This is a genomic window from Streptomyces paludis, assembly GCF_003344965.1.
Taxonomy (GTDB): Bacteria; Actinomycetota; Actinomycetes; order Streptomycetales; family Streptomycetaceae; genus Streptomyces; species Streptomyces paludis.
On record NZ_CP031194.1, the window covers coordinates 2,846,011 to 2,863,977 of the forward strand.

Sequence of the window (17,967 nt, forward strand, 5' to 3'; positions counted from 1 at the left end):
GGGGACGCGGGACATCGCCCTCGTGCCCGTGCTGCCGGTCACCCGGGTGGTCACCCGCGTGTCCGCCCGCATGTTCACCCGAAGTGTCAAACACCGCCGGCCTCCTTTCCGTCACTCTCGGTTCCGTCACTCACAGTATTGACCCCACCACTGACAATCAGCTCCCGCTCCCGGTGCGACCGCCGCCGCGGTACGGGCGGCAGCGTCTGGCCGGGCAGCGGCGGTACGGGGAATCCGCCGGCCATCGGGTCGAAGGCGGGTGGTTCGGGCGCGTTCTCCGCCGCCGCCTTGTCCCGTTTGTCGCGGAAGACGTCCGCGACGAAGGAGAGCAGGAGCAGCAGGATCACCGCGGACACCACGTACAGCACGATCTGCTGGAAGTCGTAGTTCTCGTTGCGCAGGGCCCGTACGGTCGCGACGAGCATCAGCCAGACCAGCGAGACCGGGATCAGGACCTTCCAGCCGAGCTTCATCAGCTGGTCGTAGCGGACCCGGGGCAGGGTGCCGCGCAGCCAGATGAAGAAGAACAGCAGCAGCTGGACCTTGAGGACGAACCAGAGCATCGGCCACCAGCCGTGGTTCGCGCCCTCCCAGAACGTGGAGACCGGCCACGGAGCGCGCCAGCCGCCCAGGAAGAGCGTGACGGCGACGGACGAGACGGTGACCATGTTGACGTACTCGGCGAGCATGAACATCGCGAACTTGATCGACGAGTACTCGGTGTTGAAGCCGCCGACGAGGTCGCCCTCGGACTCCGGCATGTCGAACGGGTTGCGGTTCGTCTCGCCGACCATCGTGATGACGTAGATGACGAAGGAGACCGGCAGCAGCACCACGTACCAGCGGTCGGCCTGCGCCTCGACGATCGCCGAGGTCGACATCGACCCGGAGTAGAGGAACACCGAGGCGAACGCGGCGCCCATCGCGATCTCGTACGAGATCATCTGCGCGCACGAACGCAACCCGCCGAGCAGCGGATACGTCGATCCCGAGGACCAGCCGGCCAGGACGATGCCGTAGATGCCGACCGAGGCGACCGCGAGGATGTACAGCATGGCGATCGGCAGGTCGGTCAGCTGCATCGCGGTGCGCTGGCCGAAGATCGACACCTCGTTGCCCGCGGGGCCGAACGGGATCACGGCGATCGCCATGAACGCGGGGATCGCGGCGACGATCGGCGCGAGGACATAGACGACCTTGTCCGCGCGCTTGACGATGATGTCTTCCTTGAACATCAGCTTCACGCCGTCGGCGAGCGACTGGAGCATGCCCCAGGGGCCGTGCCGGTTGGGGCCGATGCGCAGCTGCATCCAGGCGACGACCTTGCGCTCCCAGACGATGGAGAAGAGCACGGTCACCATCAGGAACGCGAAGCAGAACACGGCCTTGACGACCACGAGCCACCACGGGTCGCCGCCGAACATCGACAGGTCCTCGACGGCGAGTACGGTCCGCGGCGGTGCGGCGAGTTGAGCGAGGGCGGTCATGCGCGCACCTCCGGTGCCGCGTCGGACGGGGAGGCGCCGGCCGGCGAGTCGCCGGCCGAAGAGGCGTCGGCCGGATGCGCCGGAGCGATACGGACCAGCGTGCCGGGCCGGGATCCGGTGTCGGAGAGGACACCGCCGCCCGTGGAGTTCAGCGGCAGCCAGACCACCCGGTCCGGCATCGCCGTCACCCGCAGCGGCAGCGTGACCGTGCCCGCCGGGCCGCTGACGGCGAGTTCGTCGCCGTCCTTGACGCCCGTCTCGGCGGCCGTCGTGGCGGAGAGCCGGGCGACCGCCGCGTGCCGGGTGCCCGCCAGCGCGTCGTCGCCCTCCTGGAGCCGGCCCTGGTCGAGCAGGAGCCGGTGGCCCGCGAGGACCGCCTCGCCGTCGGCGGGCCGCGGCACCGGCCGCGCCGCCTCCAGCGGCTCGGTGGCGCGCGGCCCGTCCCAGCCGCCGAGCCGGTCCAGCTCGGCGCGGGCGGCCCGCAGGTCCGGCAGCCCGAACGCGGTGCCGAGCGCGTCGGCCAGCATGTGCAGCACGCGCGCGTCGCTCGGCGCGAGCCGCCGGGTCATCTGCTCCGGCTTCAGCGACGCCTCGAACAGCCGCGCCCTGCCCTCCCAGTTGAGGAAGGTGCCGGGCTTCTCGGCGACCGCCGCGACCGGCAGCACCACATCGGCCCGCTCGGTCACCTCGCTCGGCCGCAGCTCCAGCGAGACAAGGAAGCCGACCGCGTCCAGCGCGGCCCGCGCCGCCGCCGGGTCGGGCAGATCCGCCACCTCGACCCCGGCGACCAGCAGCGCGGACAGCTCACCGGTGGTGGCCGCCTCGACGATCTGGCCCGTGTCGCGCCCGTAGCGGTGGGGGAGTTCGCTCACGCCCCAGACCGCCGCGGTCTCCGCACGGGCCCGCGGGTCGGTGGCGGGGCGTCCGCCGGGCAGCAGCGACGGGAGCGCGCCCGCCTCGACCGCGCCGCGCTCGCCCGCCCGGCGCGGGATCCAGACCAGCCGGGCCCCGGTCGCGGTCGCGGCGCGTACGGCGGCGGTCAGCCCGCCGGGGACGGCCGCGAGCCGCTCCCCGACGACGATCACGGCGCCCGGCGCGCGCAGCGCCTCGGCGGCCCGCTCGCCGTCCTCGTCCAGACCCGTACGCCCGGCCAGCGCGTCCAGCCACTCCGTCTCGGTGCCGGGCGCGGCCGGCAGCAGGGTGCCGCCCGCCTTGGTCAGCCCTCGGGTGGCGTACGGCGCGAGCGAGAAGGTCCGCTGGCCGCGCTTGCGGTGGGCCTTGCGCAGCCGCAGGAAGACGCCGGGCGCCTCCTCCTCCGACTCGAAGCCCGCGAGCAGCACCGCCGGCGCCTTCTCCAGCGTGGTGTACGTGATCCCCGTACCGTCCAGGTCCCGGCCCCGGCCGGCGACATGGGCCGCCAGGAAGTCCGCCTCCTCGCCGCTGTGCACGCGCGCGCGGAAGTCGATGTCGTTCGTGTCGAGCGCCACGCGCGCGAACTTGGCGTAGGCGTAGGCGTCCTCGACGGTGAGCCGGCCGCCGGTGAGCACGCCCGTACGTCCGCGCGCCTCTTCCAGTCCGCGGGCCGCGGCGGCCAGGGCCTCGGGCCAGCTCGCCGGTTCGAGGACGCCGTCCGCGCCCCGCACCAGGGGCGTCGTCAGACGGTCCGGCTTCTGCGCGTAACGGAAACCAAACCTCCCCTTGTCGCAGATCCACTCCTCGTTGACCTCGGGGTCGTCCGCCGCCATCCGCCGCAGGACCTTGCCGCGCCGGTGGTCCGTACGGGTCGCGCAGCCGCCCGCGCAGTGCTCGCAGACGCTTCGAGAGGAGACCAGGTCGAACGGGCGGGAGCGGAAGCGGTACGCCGCCGAGGTGAGCGCGCCGACCGGGCAGATCTGGATGGTGTTCCCGGAGAAGTACGACTCGAACGGATCGCCCTCGCCCGTGCCGACCTGCTGGAGCGCGCCGCGCTCGATCAGCTCGATCATCGGGTCGCCCGCGACCTGGTTGGAGAAGCGGGTGCACCGGGCGCAGAGCACACAGCGCTCGCGGTCCAGCAGCACCTGGGTGGAGATCGGTACGGGCTTCTGGAACGTGCGCTTCTTGCCCTCGAAGCGGGAGTCGGCGGAACCGACCTGCATCGCCTGGTTCTGGAGGGGGCACTCGCCGCCCTTGTCGCAGACCGGGCAGTCCAGCGGGTGGTTGATGAGCAGCAGCTCCATCACCCCGCGCTGGGCCTTCTCGGCGACCGGTGAGGTCAGCTGCGACTTGACGACCATGCCGTCGGTGCAGGTGATGGTGCAGGAGGCCATCGGCTTGCGCTGGCCCTCGACCTCGACGATGCACTGCCGGCAGGCGCCGGCCGGGTCGAGGAGCGGATGGTCGCAGAAGCGCGGGATCTCGATGCCGAGCAGTTCGGCGGCGCGGATCACCAGTGTCCCCTTGGGGACGGAGATCTCGATGCCGTCGATCGTCAGCGAGACGAGATCCTCGGGCGGGACCGCCGCGCCTTCGCCCCCGGAGTGGGCGGCCGACGTGGTGACGGTCATGCGTTCACCTCCAGGTGCGGGTTCCGGTCGGCCCACACGGTGGACTTCGCGGGGTCGAAGGGACAGCCCTCGCCGGTGATGTGCTCCTCGTACTCCGCGCGGAAGTACTTGAGCGACGAGAAGATGGGTGAGGCGGCGCCGTCACCGAGCGCGCAGAACGACTTGCCGTTGATCGTGTCGGCGATGTCGTTCAGCTTGTCGATGTCCGACATCCGTCCCTTGCCGGCCTCGATGTCGCGCAGCAACTGGACGAGCCAGTAGGTGCCTTCCCGGCACGGGGTGCACTTGCCGCAGGACTCGTGCGCGTAGAACTCGGTCCAGCGGGTGACGGCCCGTACGACACAGGTCGTCTCGTCGAAGCACTGGAGCGCTTTCGTGCCGAGCATCGAGCCGGCGGCGCCCACGCCCTCGTAGTCCAGCGGGACATCGAGGTGCTCCTCGGTGAACATCGGGGTGGAGGAGCCGCCCGGGGTCCAGAACTTGAGGCGGTGACCGGCCCGGATGCCGCCGCTCATGTCGAGGAGCTGGCGCAGTGTGATGCCGAGCGGGGCCTCGTACTGGCCGGGGCTGGTGACATGGCCGCTGAGCGAGTAGAGCGTGAAGCCCGGGGACTTCTCGCTGCCCATCGACTTGAACCAGTCCTTGCCGCGCTGGAGGATCGCGGGAACCGAGGCGATGGACTCCACGTTGTTCACGACAGTGGGGCAGGCGTAGAGGCCCGCCACCGCCGGGAAGGGAGGACGCAGCCGGGGCTGTCCGCGACGGCCCTCCAGGGAGTCCAGCAGCGCGGTCTCCTCGCCGCAGATGTACGCGCCCGCGCCCGCGTGCACGACGACGTCGAGGTCGAGTCCGCTGCCGAGGATGTTCTTGCCGAGATAGCCCGCCGCGTACGCCTCGCGCACCGCCTCGTGGAGTCTGCGCAGTACGGGGACGACCTCGCCGCGCAGATAGATGAACGCCTGCTGCGAGCGGATCGCGTAACAGGCGATCACGATGCCCTCGATGAGGGCGTGCGGATTGGCGAAGAGAAGGGGGATGTCCTTGCAGGTTCCCGGTTCCGACTCGTCCGCGTTGACGACGAGATAGTGCGGCTTGCCGTCGCCCTGCGGGATGAACTGCCACTTCATGCCGGTGGGGAAGCCCGCGCCGCCCCGGCCGCGCAGGCCCGCGTCCTTGACGTACGCGATGAGGTCGTCGGGCGCCATCGCGAGGGCCTTGCGCAGGCCCTGGTAGCCCTCGTGCCGTTCGTAGGTGGCCAGGGTCCAGGACTCCGGCTCGTCCCAGAAGGCGGAGAGGACGGGGGCGAGGAGCTTCTCGGGGCTGGTCCCGTTCTGATCGAGCTGGGTCGCCATGGTCATCACTCCCCCTCCTCGGCTGCGCCGGGGTGCGGTTCGTCCTGGGGATGGTCGCCGTCCCTGGGCCGTACGACGCGCTGCGGGGCCTCGCCCCTGGCGAGCCGGAGGCCGGTCAGCGAGGCGGGTCCTGCGCCGCCGGTGGCCTCGACGGCGCCGGGGCGCTCGTCGGGGAAGCCGGCCAGGATCCGGGCGGTCTCCTTGTACGTGCAGAGGGGGGCGCCGCGGGTGGGCTCGACGGTGCGGCCGGCCCGGAGGTCGTCGACGAGCCGGGTGGCGCTCTGGGGCGTCTGGTTGTCGAAGAACTCCCAGTTGACCATCACCACGGGCGCGAAGTCGCAGGCGGCGTTGCACTCGATGTGTTCGAGCGTGATCCGGCCGTCCTCGGTGGTCTCGTTGTTGCCGACGCCGAGGTGCTCCTTGAGCGTGTCGAAGATGGCGTCGCCGCCCATCACCGCGCAGAGCGTGTTGGTGCAGACCCCGACCTGGTAGTCGCCGCTGGGGGCGCGCCGGTACATGGAGTAGAAGGTCGCGACGGCGGTGACCTCGGCGGTGGTCAGGCCGAGCAGTCCGGCGCAGAACGCCATGCCCGTACGGGAGACATAGCCCTCCTCGGACTGGGTGAGGTGCAGCAGGGGAAGGAGCGCGGACCGGCTGTCCGGGTAGCGCGCGATGACGTCCTTCGCGTCGGCCTCCAGCCGGGCGCGCACATCGGCCGGGTAGTCGGGCGCGGGCAGCTGTGGCATGCCCAGGCTGACCTGGGAATCGGGGGGTGTGGCGGTCACCGGTCGACGCCTCCCATCACGGGGTCGATGGACGCCACGGCGACGATGACGTCGGCGACCTGGCCGCCCTCGCACATCGCCGCCATGGACTGGAGATTGGTGAAGGACGGGTCGCGGAAGTGGACCCGGTAGGGGCGGGTGCCGCCGTCGGAGACGACATGCGCGCCGAGTTCGCCCTTGGGCGACTCCACGGCCGCGTACGCCTGGCCGGCCGGGACCCGGAAGCCCTCCGTCACCAGCTTGAAGTGGTGGATCAGCGCCTCCATCGAGGTGCCCATGATGTTCTTGATGTGGTCGAGCGAGTTGCCGAGTCCGTCCGGGCCGAGCGCGAGCTGCGCGGGCCAGGCGATCTTCTTGTCGGCGACCATCACCGGTCCCGGCTCCAGCCGGTCGAGGCACTGTTCGACGATCCGCAGCGACTGGCGCATCTCTTCGAGGCGGATGAGGAAGCGGCCGTACGCGTCGCAGGTGTCGGCGGTCGGGACCTCGAAGTCGAAGGTCTCGTAGCCGCAGTACGGGTCGCTGCGGCGCAGGTCGTGCGGGAGGCCGGCGGAGCGCAGGACCGGGCCGGTGGCGCCGAGGGCCATGCAGCCGGTCAGGTCGAGATAGCCGACGTCCTGCATACGGGCCTTGAAGATGGGGTTGCCGGTGGCGAGCTGGTCGTACTCCGGGAGGTTCTTGCGGAGCTTCTTCACCAGCTCGCGCAGGGAGTCGGTGGCGCCCGGGGGCAGGTCCTGGGCGAGACCGCCGGGCCGGATGAACGCGTGGTTCATCCGCAGGCCGGTGATCAGCTCGTAGGCATCGAGAATCAGTTCACGATCGCGGAAGCCGTAGATCATGATCGTGGTCGCGCCGAGTTCCATACCGCCGGTGGCGATACAGACGAGGTGCGAGGAGAGCCGGTTCAGCTCCATCAGCAGGACGCGCAGGAGGGTGGCCCGGTCGGGGATGTCGTTCTCGATGCCGAGGAGCTTCTCGACGCCCAGGCAGTACGCCGTCTCGTTGAAGAACGACGTCAGGTAGTCCATGCGCGTGACGAAGGTGGTGCCCTGCGTCCAGTTGCGGAATTCGAGGTTCTTCTCGATGCCGGTGTGCAGATAGCCGATGCCGCAGCGGGCCTCGGTGACGGTCTCGCCGTCGATCTCCAGGATCAGCCGCAGCACACCGTGGGTGGAGGGGTGCTGGGGGCCCATGTTGACGACGATGCGCTCGTCGTCGGCCTTGGCGGCGGACTGGACGACCTCGTCCCAGTCACCGCCGGTGACCGTGTAGACGGTGCCCTCGGTGGTCTCCCGGGGCGGGGCGGCCGAGGCGTCGGGAGCCGTGAAGGCGTCGGAAGCGTGTGAAGAAGTGGTCATCAGGAGTACGACCTCCGCTGGTCCGGAGCCGGAATCTGGGCGCCCTTGTACTCGACGGCGATTCCACCGAGCGGGTAGTCCTTGCGCTGCGGGAAGCCCTGCCAGTCGTCCGGCATCATGATCCGGGTCAGGGCCGGATGTCCGTCGAAGACCAGACCGAAGAAGTCGTACGTCTCGCGCTCGTGCCAGTCGTTGGTCGGATAGACCGCGACGAGGGACGGCACATGCGGGTCGGCGTCCGGGGCGGAGACCTCCAGCCGCAGCAGCCGGCCGTGGGTGAGCGAGCGCAGGTGGTAGACGGCGTGCAGCTCGCGGCCCTTGTCGCCGGGGTAGTGGACGCCCGACACCCCCGTACACAGCTCGAAGCGGAGCGCGGGGTCGTCGCGCAGGGTGCGGACGACACGGACGAGGTGTTCGCGGGCGATGTGGAAGGTGAGTTCGCCGCGGTCGACGACCGTCTTCTCGATGGCGTTGCCGGGGAGGAGTCCCTGCTCCTCCAGGGCGCCTTCGAGTTCGTCGGCGATCTCGTCGAAGACTCCGCCGGGTCCGCCGTACGGCCGCGGGGTCGCGCCGGGGAACATGACGGTCCGGACGAGGCCGCCGTAGCCCGTGGTGTCCGCGCCCTTGGTGGCGCCGAACATGCCGCGCTGGACGCGGAGGGGCTCGGCGGTGCCGTCGTGCGGTACGGGAACGGCGTCCCCTGGCAGCTGCTCGTCACTCACCGCGTGCCCCTTTCGTTCGCTTCTCCGCCCGCTCGGCGCAGAGGCGCGGCTCTCGTATCCATCTGCGGCCCGGCGGCCTCCCGTGCGTCACTCACCTGAGAAGCCCTTTCATCTCGATCGTCGGAAGCGCCTTCAGCGCCGCCTCCTCCGCCTCACGGGCCGCTTCCCTGGCGTTGACCCCGAGCTTCGAACCCTGGATCTTCTGGTGGAGCTTGAGAATCGCGTCCATCAGCATCTCGGGGCGTGGTGGGCAGCCGGGCAAATAGATATCGACCGGGACGACATGGTCCACGCCCTGCACAATCGCGTAATTGTTGAACATTCCGCCCGATGAAGCACAAACCCCCATGGAGATCACCCACTTGGGGTTGGGCATCTGGTCATAGACCTGCCGCAGGACGGGCGCCATCTTCTGGCTCACCCGTCCGGCCACGATCATCAGATCGGCCTGGCGCGGCGAACCGCGGAAGACCTCCATACCGAACCGCGCCAGGTCGTACCGCCCGGCACCGGTCGTCATCATCTCGATGGCGCAGCAGGCGAGGCCGAAGGTCGCGGGGAACACCGACGACTTCCGCACCCAGCCGGATGCCTGTTCGACGGTGGTCAGCAGAAAACCGCTCGGCAGCTTCTCTTCGAGTCCCATGGGTTCCCCCTCAGCCCCTCAGTCCCATTCCAGGCCGCCGCGCCGCCACACATACGCATAGGCGACGAAGACGGTGAGCACGAAGAGCAGCATCTCCACGAGCCCGAAAATCCCCAGGGAGTCGAAGGTGACCGCCCAGGGGTAAAGGAAGACGACCTCAATATCGAAAATGATGAAGAGCATCGCCGTCAGGTAGTACTTGATGGGGAATCGGCCGCCTCCGGCCGGCGTCGGCGTGGGCTCGATGCCACACTCGTACGCTTCGATTTTCGCCCGGTTGTAGCGCTTTGGGCCGATAAGCGTGGCCATGACCACGGAGAAGATCGCAAACCCGGCCCCCAGAGCGCCGAGCACGAGGATGGGTGCGTAGGCATTCACGCCCCTCAGCTCCTTCCAGTCGTCCTTGACCGTTGGATCGCACCGGGCGGTTCACATCGCCGCCCCGCCGCGGATCGCTGAAGATCGCGTACATGTGAGGCAGTTCACAAGCCCGACTGCCCCGCATCCTATGCCGACTCGTCTGTGATCTGCGACACGGGGTACAGCACGGGCTTTGTGATCTCCACCACCTGACGAAGGATCATGAACCCGGGTGAGCGGTGATCTTCATACGCGAAGGCGCCAGGCGATCACCAGATGTGACATTCGCGCTTGTTGACGCTGGTAGGAGACGTGTGGCTCTACCAAGAGATGCAACCTACAAACAAATTGGCGATGAGACGCTTTCGAGTGATAAGGCACCGCCCCTCACCCGGGCGAGGGGCGGGCGGGGAGCGAAGTGGACACGTGCACGCATTCACGAGCAAGAAGGCGCGTGCTCGCGCGCGGCCGGAAGGGGTGCGCCGGGCGCCGTGATCGCCCTGACGGTCGGACGGTGACCTTCCTGTGACCTTTGCCACTCCACCCCACCCCCCGGAGAAGCGGTCTTGGCCATCAGTCCGAAGGGGTGGTAAGCGATCGGCAATTCGGACCTTTAGCGGAAAGACTCTGATCACAGCCATGATCGCCCTTGCCCGGTTTGCCCGTTACGGCGTCAATAAGGGCCACTACCAAGCGGATTCATAGATTCCGCGCGCAACTGTGGCGCAGGACACGTTTCTTGACGGGAATGGGGTCCGGCCTGATAGCCGTTGTCCCATGTCCCACACCGCTCAGATACCCAGCCACCGGAAACCCCGCCGGAGCGCGCAGAAGGTCACCGTCCTCCGGGCCGGAGTCACCGGTGGTGTGCTCAGCACCATCGCGATCGCGGCGGCCGCCGGTCCGGCGAACGCCGACGCGGTGACCCAGACCGTCGAGATGCCCACCCTCACCTCCGGCCTCGCGAGCGACTTCGCCAAGTCCGCCGACGCCACCCAGCGGGTCGCGAACAACCTGGACCTGCGCGCCCAGGAGGACGCCGCGATCGCCAAGGCCGCGAAGTCCGCCAAGACGGCCAAGGCCGAGGCGGAGCGCAAGGCCGAGGCGGAGAAGAAGAAGGCGGAGGCCGAGGCCCGCGCCGAGGCCGCCCGGGTGGCCGAGGCCGAGCGCGCCTCGCGCACCGCCGAGCGGACCGTCCTCACCGCGTCCTCCTCGAACTCGAACACGGGAAGTTCCAACTCGGGCTCCTCCACCGGTTCGAGCACCTCGACCAGCACCGCCTCGACCGTGACGTCGCAGGCGACCGGCTCCGCCGCCGCCGTCGTCTCCTTCGTCCAGTCGCACATCGGCGACGCGTACATCATGGGCTCCACCGGCCCCAACGCGTGGGACTGCTCCGGCCTCGTCCAGGCCGCGTACAACCAGATCGGTGTGAACCTCCCCCGGGTGTCGCAGGACCAGTCGACGGCCGGCACCCAGGTCTCGCTGAGCAACCTCCAGCCGGGCGACATCCTGTACTGGGGCAGTGCGGGCAGCGCGTACCACACGGCCATCTACATCGGCGGCGGCCAGTTCGTCGGCGCGCAGAACCCCAGCAAGGGCGTCGTACAGGCGTCCCTGGACTACGACCCGCCGAGCGGCGCCGTCCGCGTCCTCTGACCCACAGGTTCGGCCGAGGCCCGCACCCCGCTGCTCGGGGGGTGCGGGCCTCTGTCGTTTGTCCGGGCGCGGATTTGTTTGAGCACGGTCACTTTCACGGGTACGTTGTCGAATTGGCGGGGGGCCGATCAAGAAAGCTGCATTGCAAAAGGGTTTCTCAACACGCATCCCTCCCCAAATGGCACGGTAGTTCACACATCGGGGGCAGGTGATATGCGGACCACATCGTTCCGTTCCTACACGGACTCCATCGTTCCGCTCTCCATATACGGACTCCGCACTTCCGCCCTTGTGCAGCAATGACTTGAGGAGCCTGTCATGGAGATCAGAATCTTGGGTTCAGTGCACATACGGGTGAACGGCGTACCCGTGGAGCTTCGTTCGGAGAAGACCCGCAGTCTGCTCGCCCTTCTCGCGCAGCAGCCCAACGAGTATCTTTCCGACGCGTTCGTGATCGATCGGATATGGGAGGAGGAACTGCCCGTACGCCCTCGGGACGCGCTCTACACCTGTGCCAGCAGACTGCGCCACGCCTTCGGCGAGGGAACGCACCACCTTCCGGGGGAAGTCGTCCGCCGCAGCAGGGGCGGCTATCTGCTGAACGTCCCTCCGCACACCATCGATCTGCACCGGTTCCGCTCGCTCGCGCGGTCGGCCCGCGATGCCGTCCGGCGGGGCAGCCGGGGCGCGACCACCGAGGAGGCCCTGAGCCTGCTCGACGACGCGCTCGCGCTCTGGCGGGGTACGCCGATGTCCGACCTCCAGTCGTCCTGGTCGGCCCGGGCCCGCCTCACGCTGGAACAGGAGCTGCTCTCCGCCCGGATCGACCGCGCCCAGCTGGCGATGCGTCTGGGGCGCCAGCGGGAGACCGTACCCGCTCTGTACGAACTCGCCGAGGAACACCCCCTGGACGAGACCGTCACCGCGCTGCTGATGGAAGCGCTGTACCGGAGCGGACGCCAGAACGAATCGCTGGCCTGCTTCACCACCATTCACCACAGGCTCGTTCTCGAACTGGGCGACGGGCCGGGCTTCGCCCTGCACGAACTGCACGGCCGCATCCTCCGCCGGGACCCGACCCTGCAATGTACAAACGAACCAAAAGAGACAAAGAGTCGAACCCTCCAGTACTCGCACCTCAACCTCATATAAAGACCGGTCCGGTCCGTGAAAGACCCGTGAAAGATTCGTGAAAGATGCGCGAAAGGCATCGGAGAAAGAATCCGAACGGATGCGGGAAAGCGTGCAGCGCGTTCCCCACGGACGAAAGGACCGAAAAATGTCCAGGATGATACGAGGAATTGCCGGCAAGCTCGCCGAGCGGCTCCTTCCGGCAACGCAGGCATCGGCCGGCTGCGCCCCCGACTGTCAGACCACGTGCGCCGGCATCCCGATCCCCGGATCCACGGTCGGCTGCACCACGTGCTGCTACAAGCCGACCTGCGTTCTCTACTGCAAGTAGCAGGCTCCTCGGGGGAGAAGTAAGCATGGCGCATCCACGGTGCACAGAAAGTGGATGCGCCATCCCCCGGAAAGCAAAGGCGCGCCGGTAACGGGGGTGATCGATCGACCATGGCGATATTCGGGAAACTTGTACTGATGGCAGTGTTCGTACTGTCGGCCTCAATGAAGATCTACGACTTCTCGTCCTTCAGGGCGCAGATACGGACCACCACTCCCCTCCCTGCCGGGCCGGCCAAGGCGCTGGCCGTGGGCATTGTCTCCCTTGAGATGGGGGCCTTCCCTCTGCTGCTCATGGGCCGTCCCGCCTGGGGCGGATACGCACTGTGCATGGCGCTTCTCGCCGGCTTCACCTGCTACCTCGTGTGGTTGCTCGTATTTCACCGCGGGGCCTCCTGCGGATGCGCCGGGAGCAGCACCTCCCCGACATCCGGGGTGCATGTGATCCGGAATGTTCTGCTGCTTTCCCTGACGGGCGCCGCCTGGTGGCTGGAGGCACGCTCGGGCACCCCCACGCCCTTGGAGTACCTCGTTCTCGCAGGGCCCGCCGCGGTCGCGGGCGCCTTCCTGCTGTATCTCGACGAAGTCATCTCTCTGTTCCGTGAGAGAACGTGAAGGGACCAACACGTGATCACATCCATCTCCGTCCTCGCCGTACTGATGGCGTCCTTGGCCTGTGCGCTGTCTCTCGCGGTTGCCCTGCGGGTGAAAAAGGTCATCGATCCGCTGGTGGAAGAGGGAAGGATGGGCAACGGCCGTCCCGAAGCGATACCGGCGGGGACGCTTCTTCCCGGGACACGGCCGATGACCGATACGGACGGTGCGTCGGTCGAGTTCCCGATGAACAGCGCGAACCCCTGGATCCTCACCTTCCAGTCGATCGGATGCAGTGGCTGCAAGCAGCAACTGCCGAGGTACAAAAGGCATCTTGAGGCTCTCAAGCTCGATCGCAGCCAGGTCTTCTCCGTCATCATCGGTGACGGCGAAGAGATCGAGCACTACAGAAAAGAACTGAACGGCCTCAGCCACATCGTCCAGGCGGATGAGTTCCTGAACGAGTTCACCGAGTCGCTCGGTATCTCCGTATGGCCGACCTATCTGGTCGTTACGAACGGCAGGGTCGGATTCTCGGCCAACAGTGCGGCGCGGCTGGCCGAAGTCAAGATCTCTCTTGATTCCTCACGAGAAAACACCGTGACGGCATGAGGTCCGCGCAGGGCCTGATCCCGCTGCTCGGACGGGCACGGGCGGCACTCTCCCTCGCCTGGCGCGCCTCGCCGGGGATGATCGTCCTCTACACGGCCCTTTCCCTCGTCGGCGGCGCCCTTCCGGTCGCCGCCGGCTGGTTCATGAAGATGATCCTGGACCAACTGGCCGGCGGGGCGGCTGTCGGCGACATCATCGCCCTCACGGGATGCCTCGCTCTCATAGGAGTGGGACAGGGGGCGCTGCCCCATGCCCTCACCTACGCGAGGGCCAGTCTGGAACGCGGTATCGGGCGGCTCGCGCAGATCGAGTTGTTCTCCGCGGTCAACGGCTTCGTGGGCCTGGGGCCGTTCGAGAATCCCGAGTTCCTGGACAAGCTCCGTTTCGCCCGGCAGTCCGGAAGTGTCGCCCCGAACCAGGTGATCGGCAGCTTGATCGGCGGTCTGCGCTCCCTTGTCACGGTGGTCGGCTTTCTTGGTTCGCTCGCGCTCCTGGGGCCGATGATGGCGGTGTTCGTGCTGCTGTTCTCGGTCCCCATCGTGGCCGCGGAGATTTCGCTGTCCCGCAGACGGAGCGAGATGCTCTGGAACATCGGTCCCACGGAGCGTCGTGAGTTCTTCTACGCTCAGCTGCTGTCCAGTGTCGAGGCGGCGAAGGAGGTCCGGCTCTTCGGCATCGGGGACTTTCTGCTGGGGCGGATGCGCAGCGAGCGAGAGGTCTCCGACCGCGCGAAGCGGCGTATGGACATTCGGCAGACCCGCACGCAGTTCGGGCTGGCGGTCATCGCCGGTGTGGTCAGCGGGGGCGGTCTCATCTGGGCGGTGAACCAGTCGCGCGCCGGCGCCCTCTCCATTGGTGACATCACCATCTTCGTGGCCGCGGTGGCCGGAGTGCAGGCCGCCCTGAATCAGCTGGCCTCCGAGGTCGGTTTCACGCATCAGGCGCTGACTCTGTATCAGCACTATCTCACCGTCGTCACCTCCGGCCCCGAGCTTCCCGTCGCGGAGAAGCCCCGGGAACTGCCCCCGCTCAGGCGGTCGATCCAGCTCAAGGACGTCTGGTTCCGCTATTCGGATGACCACCCCTGGATTCTGCAAGGGGTGAATCTGGAGATAAAGCAGGGGGAATCACTCGGGCTGGTCGGTCTGAACGGTGCCGGAAAGTCGACGCTGGTGAAGCTGCTGTGCCGTTTTTACGATCCCACGCGCGGAGCGATCCTCTGGGACGGGGTGGATATCCGCCAGGTCGATCCCGACCGGCTCCGCGGGCGTATGACCGCCGTATTCCAGGACTACATGCAGTACGACATGACCGTGAAGGAGAACATCGGCCTCGGTGACCTGACCGCGCTTGAGGATATCGACCGTATCAAGCGGGCCGCTCACCGTGCCGGTATAGCCGAAGTGATCGAGGGCCTTCCGAAGACCTATGAGACTCTGCTGACCCGGATGTTCTTCGCGGAATCGGACAAGACGAATCCGGAGACCGGCATCGTGCTTTCGGGAGGACAGCAGCAGCGCCTGGCGGTGTCCCGTGTCTTCCTGCGCGACCAGCCGGACTTCGTCATCCTCGACGAGCCCTCATCGGGTCTTGACGCGGAGGCGGAACACGACATTCACACGGCTCTCGGCAATCACCGGAAAGACCGGACGAGCCTGCTGATCTCACACCGGCTCGGCGCGGTTCGGGATGCCGACCGGATCGTCGTGCTCTCCGAGGGGCACATTGTCGAGGAGGGTATGCACGGCGACCTGGTCAGCCTCGACGGTGAGTACGCCCGGCTCTTCGCTCTCCAGGCTTCGGGATACACGGAAGACCAGTCCGACGACGGGGCGACGCCGGCCGGGGCGGGTATCGGGGCGAATTCATGATATTCGGCCTGATCGCGGTCCTGTTGTGCGCGCCGGTGGTGATCTGGCGGCTGCTGGCTCGCACGCTGATCGTGGTGACCGTACAGGGAATGAGTATGGAGCCGACCTACAGTCCGGGTGATCGCGTCCTTGTCCGGCGTGGAAAGAACGCGGGCCGGGGGGAGGTCGTGGTGGTCGAACCGCCCGCCGGCAGCTGGGCACCGGACGAATCACCGGGGAATCCGTGGATGATCAAAAGGGTCCTCGGGCTGCCGGGTGACCCCGTACCGCACTATGACCGCGGAGAGACGCTGGAAGGGACCGTTCCGCCGGGAATGCTCTTTCTCCTCGGAGATAATACGAAAGTAAGCCTGGATTCACGGCAGATGGGATTCTTCTCCACGGGCCAGATGCTGGGCACTGTCCTCTGTAGATTGTGACCGCCCGGCCCCTTTTCCTCCCTACTTAACCCGTTCGAGTGAATGGGAAGGTAACTCCTCGTGGGTAGAAGTCACTTACGTCACTTCTCATCACACCGCCGGACACGCCCCGCTTTTCTGGCCGGAGGAACTCCCATGACCACCAAAGGCATCGACGTCTCGTCCCACCAGAACTCCACCTTCAGCACGACCGGCCTCGACTTCGTCTTCGTCAAGGCCACCGAGGGGACGACATATCTCAACCCCAGGATGACCGCGCAGGCCGGGCACGCCCGCGCCGCCGGACTCGTCGTCGGCTTCTACCACTTCCTGCGGCCCGGGGACATGAAGGCCCAGGCCAAGTACTTCGTGGAGAAGTGCGCGAGCCTCGCGCACGATCCGCTCTTCGCGGACTGGGAGGACGACGGCGTCTCCAACGCCCAGAAGGACGCCTTCCTCGCCGAGGTGAAGCGGCTGCGCGGCGCCACCCACCGGGTCGGTCTCTACTGCGGCCAGTACTACTGGCTGCACCGTGACACGACGAGCAACGCGGGCGACGCCCTGTGGATCGCGGACTACGTGACGGCGGGCAAGCCCCGTATCAAGGCCGCGTGGAAGTTCCACCAGTACACGGACAGCCCGATCGACAAGAACGTCGGCGCGTTCGCCGACCGGGCCGCGCTGCGCGCCTGGGCGAAGAAGGGCTGAGACCGTGAGAGCCATGATTCCGGGCTCAGGCTTTTGGCGCCACCTTCGACAGGCCGTTGATGACGCGGTCCATCGCGTCACCGCCCGTCGGATCCGTCAGATTCGCCAGCATCTTCAGGGTGAACTTCATCAGCAGCGGATGCGTCAGCCCGTGCTGGGTCGCCAGCTTCATGACCTTCGGGTTGCCGATCATCTTCACGAACGCGCGGCCCAGCGTGTAGTAGCCGCCGTACGTGTCCTTCAGGACCTTCGGGTAGTGCCGCAGCGCCAGTTCCCGCTGGCCGGGGGTGGCGCGGGCATGGGCCTGGACGATGACGTCCGCCGCGATCTGCCCCGACTCCATGGCGTACGCGATGCCCTCGCCGTTGAACGGGTTGACCATGCCGCCCGCGTCCCCGACCAGCAGCAGGCCCTTGGTGTAGTGCGGCTGCCGGTTGAACGCCATCGGCAGGGCGGCGCCGCGGATCGGCCCCGTCATGTTCTCCGGCGTGTATCCCCACTCCTCCGGCATCGAGGCGCACCACGCCTTGAGCACCTCGCGCCAGTCCAGCTCCTGGTACGCGGAGGACGAGTTGAGGATCCCCAGGCCGACGTTGGAGGTGCCGTCGCCCATGCCGAAGACCCAGCCGTAGCCGGGCAGCAGCTTGTCCTCCCCCGGGCCGCGCCGGTCCCACAGCTCCAGCCAGGACTCCAGATAGTCGTCGTCGTGGCGGGGCGAGGTGAAGTACGTACGGACGGCCACGCCCATCGGGCGGTCCTCGCGCCGGTGCAGGCCCATCGCGAGGGAGAGCCGTGTCGAGTTGCCGTCGGCGGCGACGACGAGCGGCGCGCGGAAGGTGACCGGGGTCTTCTCCTCGCCGAGCTTGGCGTGCACCCCGACAATCCGGCCGGTGCGCTCGTCCAGGATCGGGGCGCCGACATTGCACCGCTCGTACAGCCGGGCGCCGGCCTTCTGCGCCTGGCGGGCGAGCAGATCGTCGAAGTCGTCCCGCTTGCGGACCAGCCCGTAGTCCGGATACGCGGCGAGGTCCGGCCAGTCGAGCTGGAGCCGCACCCCGCCGCCGATGATCCGCAGGCCCTTGTTCCGCAGCCAGCCGGCCTCTTCGGAGATGTCGATGCCCATCGACACCAGCTGCTTGGTGGCGCGCGGCGTCAGGCCGTCGCCGCAGACCTTCTCGCGCGGGAAGGCCGTCTTCTCCAGCAGCAGGACGTCGAGTCCGGCCTTCGCCAGGTAGTACGCCGTGGTGGAACCGGCGGGTCCGGCGCCGACGACGATGACGTCCGCGGTGTTTTCGGAGAGGGGCTCGGTCACAGCGGGTTCTCCCGAAGACTCGAAATGGTGTACCGACCGGCACTCGACATGTGCAGTCTATGGGTGCGTACTGATCCCCCCAGTGAAGGGCTGCCC

Annotated in this window: 16 protein-coding genes; 7 read left to right on the forward strand and 9 right to left on the reverse strand. The window is 67.8% G+C overall.

Translation table 11 applies throughout. The features are described from left to right. Positions 1 to 86: 86 nt before the first annotated feature. The 8 genes from nuoH to DVK44_RS12465 all read right to left on the reverse strand — a co-directional run bounded on the left by nuoH (position 87) and on the right by DVK44_RS12465 (position 9,274). Positions 87 to 1,487, reverse strand: a complete 1,401-nt coding sequence (gene nuoH, locus DVK44_RS12430; protein WP_114659729.1) for an NADH-quinone oxidoreductase subunit NuoH — start codon at positions 1,485 to 1,487, stop codon at positions 87 to 89. Next, positions 1,484 to 4,033: an NADH-quinone oxidoreductase subunit G gene (locus DVK44_RS12435; protein WP_114659730.1), complete on the reverse strand. Its 2,550-nt coding sequence runs from the start codon at positions 4,031 to 4,033 to the stop codon at positions 1,484 to 1,486. The genes nuoH and DVK44_RS12435 overlap by 4 nt, the downstream gene beginning before the upstream one ends. Next, a complete protein-coding gene (nuoF, locus tag DVK44_RS12440; protein WP_114659731.1) occupies positions 4,030 to 5,391 on the reverse strand; it encodes an NADH-quinone oxidoreductase subunit NuoF in 1,362 nt (453 codons plus the stop codon). Before nuoF ends, DVK44_RS12435 begins: the two co-directional genes overlap by 4 nt. Further along, the gene (nuoE, locus tag DVK44_RS12445; RefSeq protein ID WP_114665083.1) at positions 5,391 to 6,131 is read right to left on the reverse strand and encodes an NADH-quinone oxidoreductase subunit NuoE; all 741 of its coding nucleotides are present in this window, start codon (positions 6,129 to 6,131) and stop codon (positions 5,391 to 5,393) included. Before nuoE ends, nuoF begins: the two co-directional genes overlap by 1 nt. 35 nt (positions 6,132 to 6,166) lie before the next feature. Continuing rightward, positions 6,167 to 7,528, reverse strand: coding sequence for an NADH-quinone oxidoreductase subunit D (locus tag DVK44_RS12450; RefSeq protein ID WP_114659732.1), 1,362 nt, complete (start codon positions 7,526 to 7,528; stop codon positions 6,167 to 6,169). Next, positions 7,528 to 8,250, reverse strand: coding sequence for an NADH-quinone oxidoreductase subunit C (locus DVK44_RS12455; protein ID WP_114659733.1), 723 nt, complete (start codon positions 8,248 to 8,250; stop codon positions 7,528 to 7,530). Before DVK44_RS12455 ends, DVK44_RS12450 begins: the two co-directional genes overlap by 1 nt. Before the next feature lie 91 nt (positions 8,251 to 8,341). After that, positions 8,342 to 8,896: a NuoB/complex I 20 kDa subunit family protein gene (locus tag DVK44_RS12460; RefSeq protein WP_114659734.1), complete on the reverse strand. Its 555-nt coding sequence runs from the start codon at positions 8,894 to 8,896 to the stop codon at positions 8,342 to 8,344. Positions 8,897 to 8,914: 18 nt separating this feature from the next. Then, complete coding sequence (locus DVK44_RS12465; protein WP_114659735.1) at positions 8,915 to 9,274, reverse strand: NADH-quinone oxidoreductase subunit A; 360 nt, start codon at positions 9,272 to 9,274, stop codon at positions 8,915 to 8,917. Between the two features lie 759 nt (positions 9,275 to 10,033). On the opposite strand from DVK44_RS12465, the gene DVK44_RS12470 reads away from it, so the two are divergent. The 7 genes from DVK44_RS12470 to DVK44_RS12500 all read left to right on the forward strand — a co-directional run bounded on the left by DVK44_RS12470 (position 10,034) and on the right by DVK44_RS12500 (position 16,559). Further along, positions 10,034 to 10,915 (forward strand): C40 family peptidase, encoded by an 882-nt coding sequence (locus DVK44_RS12470; RefSeq protein ID WP_114659736.1) that lies wholly within the window; start codon positions 10,034 to 10,036, stop codon positions 10,913 to 10,915. Positions 10,916 to 11,233: 318 nt separating this feature from the next. Beyond that, the gene (locus DVK44_RS12475; RefSeq protein WP_114659737.1) at positions 11,234 to 12,067 is read left to right on the forward strand and encodes an AfsR/SARP family transcriptional regulator; all 834 of its coding nucleotides are present in this window, start codon (positions 11,234 to 11,236) and stop codon (positions 12,065 to 12,067) included. 420 nt (positions 12,068 to 12,487) lie between these two features. Then, positions 12,488 to 12,991 (forward strand): MauE/DoxX family redox-associated membrane protein, encoded by a 504-nt coding sequence (locus tag DVK44_RS12480; RefSeq protein ID WP_331461592.1) that lies wholly within the window; start codon positions 12,488 to 12,490, stop codon positions 12,989 to 12,991. 12 nt (positions 12,992 to 13,003) lie between these two features. Continuing rightward, positions 13,004 to 13,582 (forward strand): TlpA family protein disulfide reductase, encoded by a 579-nt coding sequence (locus DVK44_RS12485; protein ID WP_114659739.1) that lies wholly within the window; start codon positions 13,004 to 13,006, stop codon positions 13,580 to 13,582. Between the two features lie 77 nt (positions 13,583 to 13,659). Then, entirely contained in the window at positions 13,660 to 15,453 is a 1,794-nt protein-coding gene (locus tag DVK44_RS12490; protein ID WP_228447104.1) for an ABC transporter ATP-binding protein, read from the forward strand. Then, positions 15,450 to 15,872 carry a S26 family signal peptidase gene (locus DVK44_RS12495; RefSeq protein WP_114659741.1) on the forward strand — a complete coding sequence of 141 codons (423 nt, stop codon included), beginning with the start codon at positions 15,450 to 15,452 and terminating at the stop codon, positions 15,870 to 15,872. The genes DVK44_RS12490 and DVK44_RS12495 overlap by 4 nt, the downstream gene beginning before the upstream one ends. Positions 15,873 to 16,007: 135 nt before the next feature. Next, positions 16,008 to 16,559, forward strand: coding sequence for a glycoside hydrolase family 25 protein (locus DVK44_RS12500; RefSeq protein ID WP_114659742.1), 552 nt, complete (start codon positions 16,008 to 16,010; stop codon positions 16,557 to 16,559). A gap of 25 nt (positions 16,560 to 16,584) precedes the next feature. Here DVK44_RS12500 and DVK44_RS12505 read toward each other — a convergent pair whose 3' ends face one another. Continuing rightward, positions 16,585 to 17,871 carry a geranylgeranyl reductase family protein gene (locus tag DVK44_RS12505; protein ID WP_114659743.1) on the reverse strand — a complete coding sequence of 429 codons (1,287 nt, stop codon included), beginning with the start codon at positions 17,869 to 17,871 and terminating at the stop codon, positions 16,585 to 16,587. Positions 17,872 to 17,967: the final 96 nt, after the last annotated feature.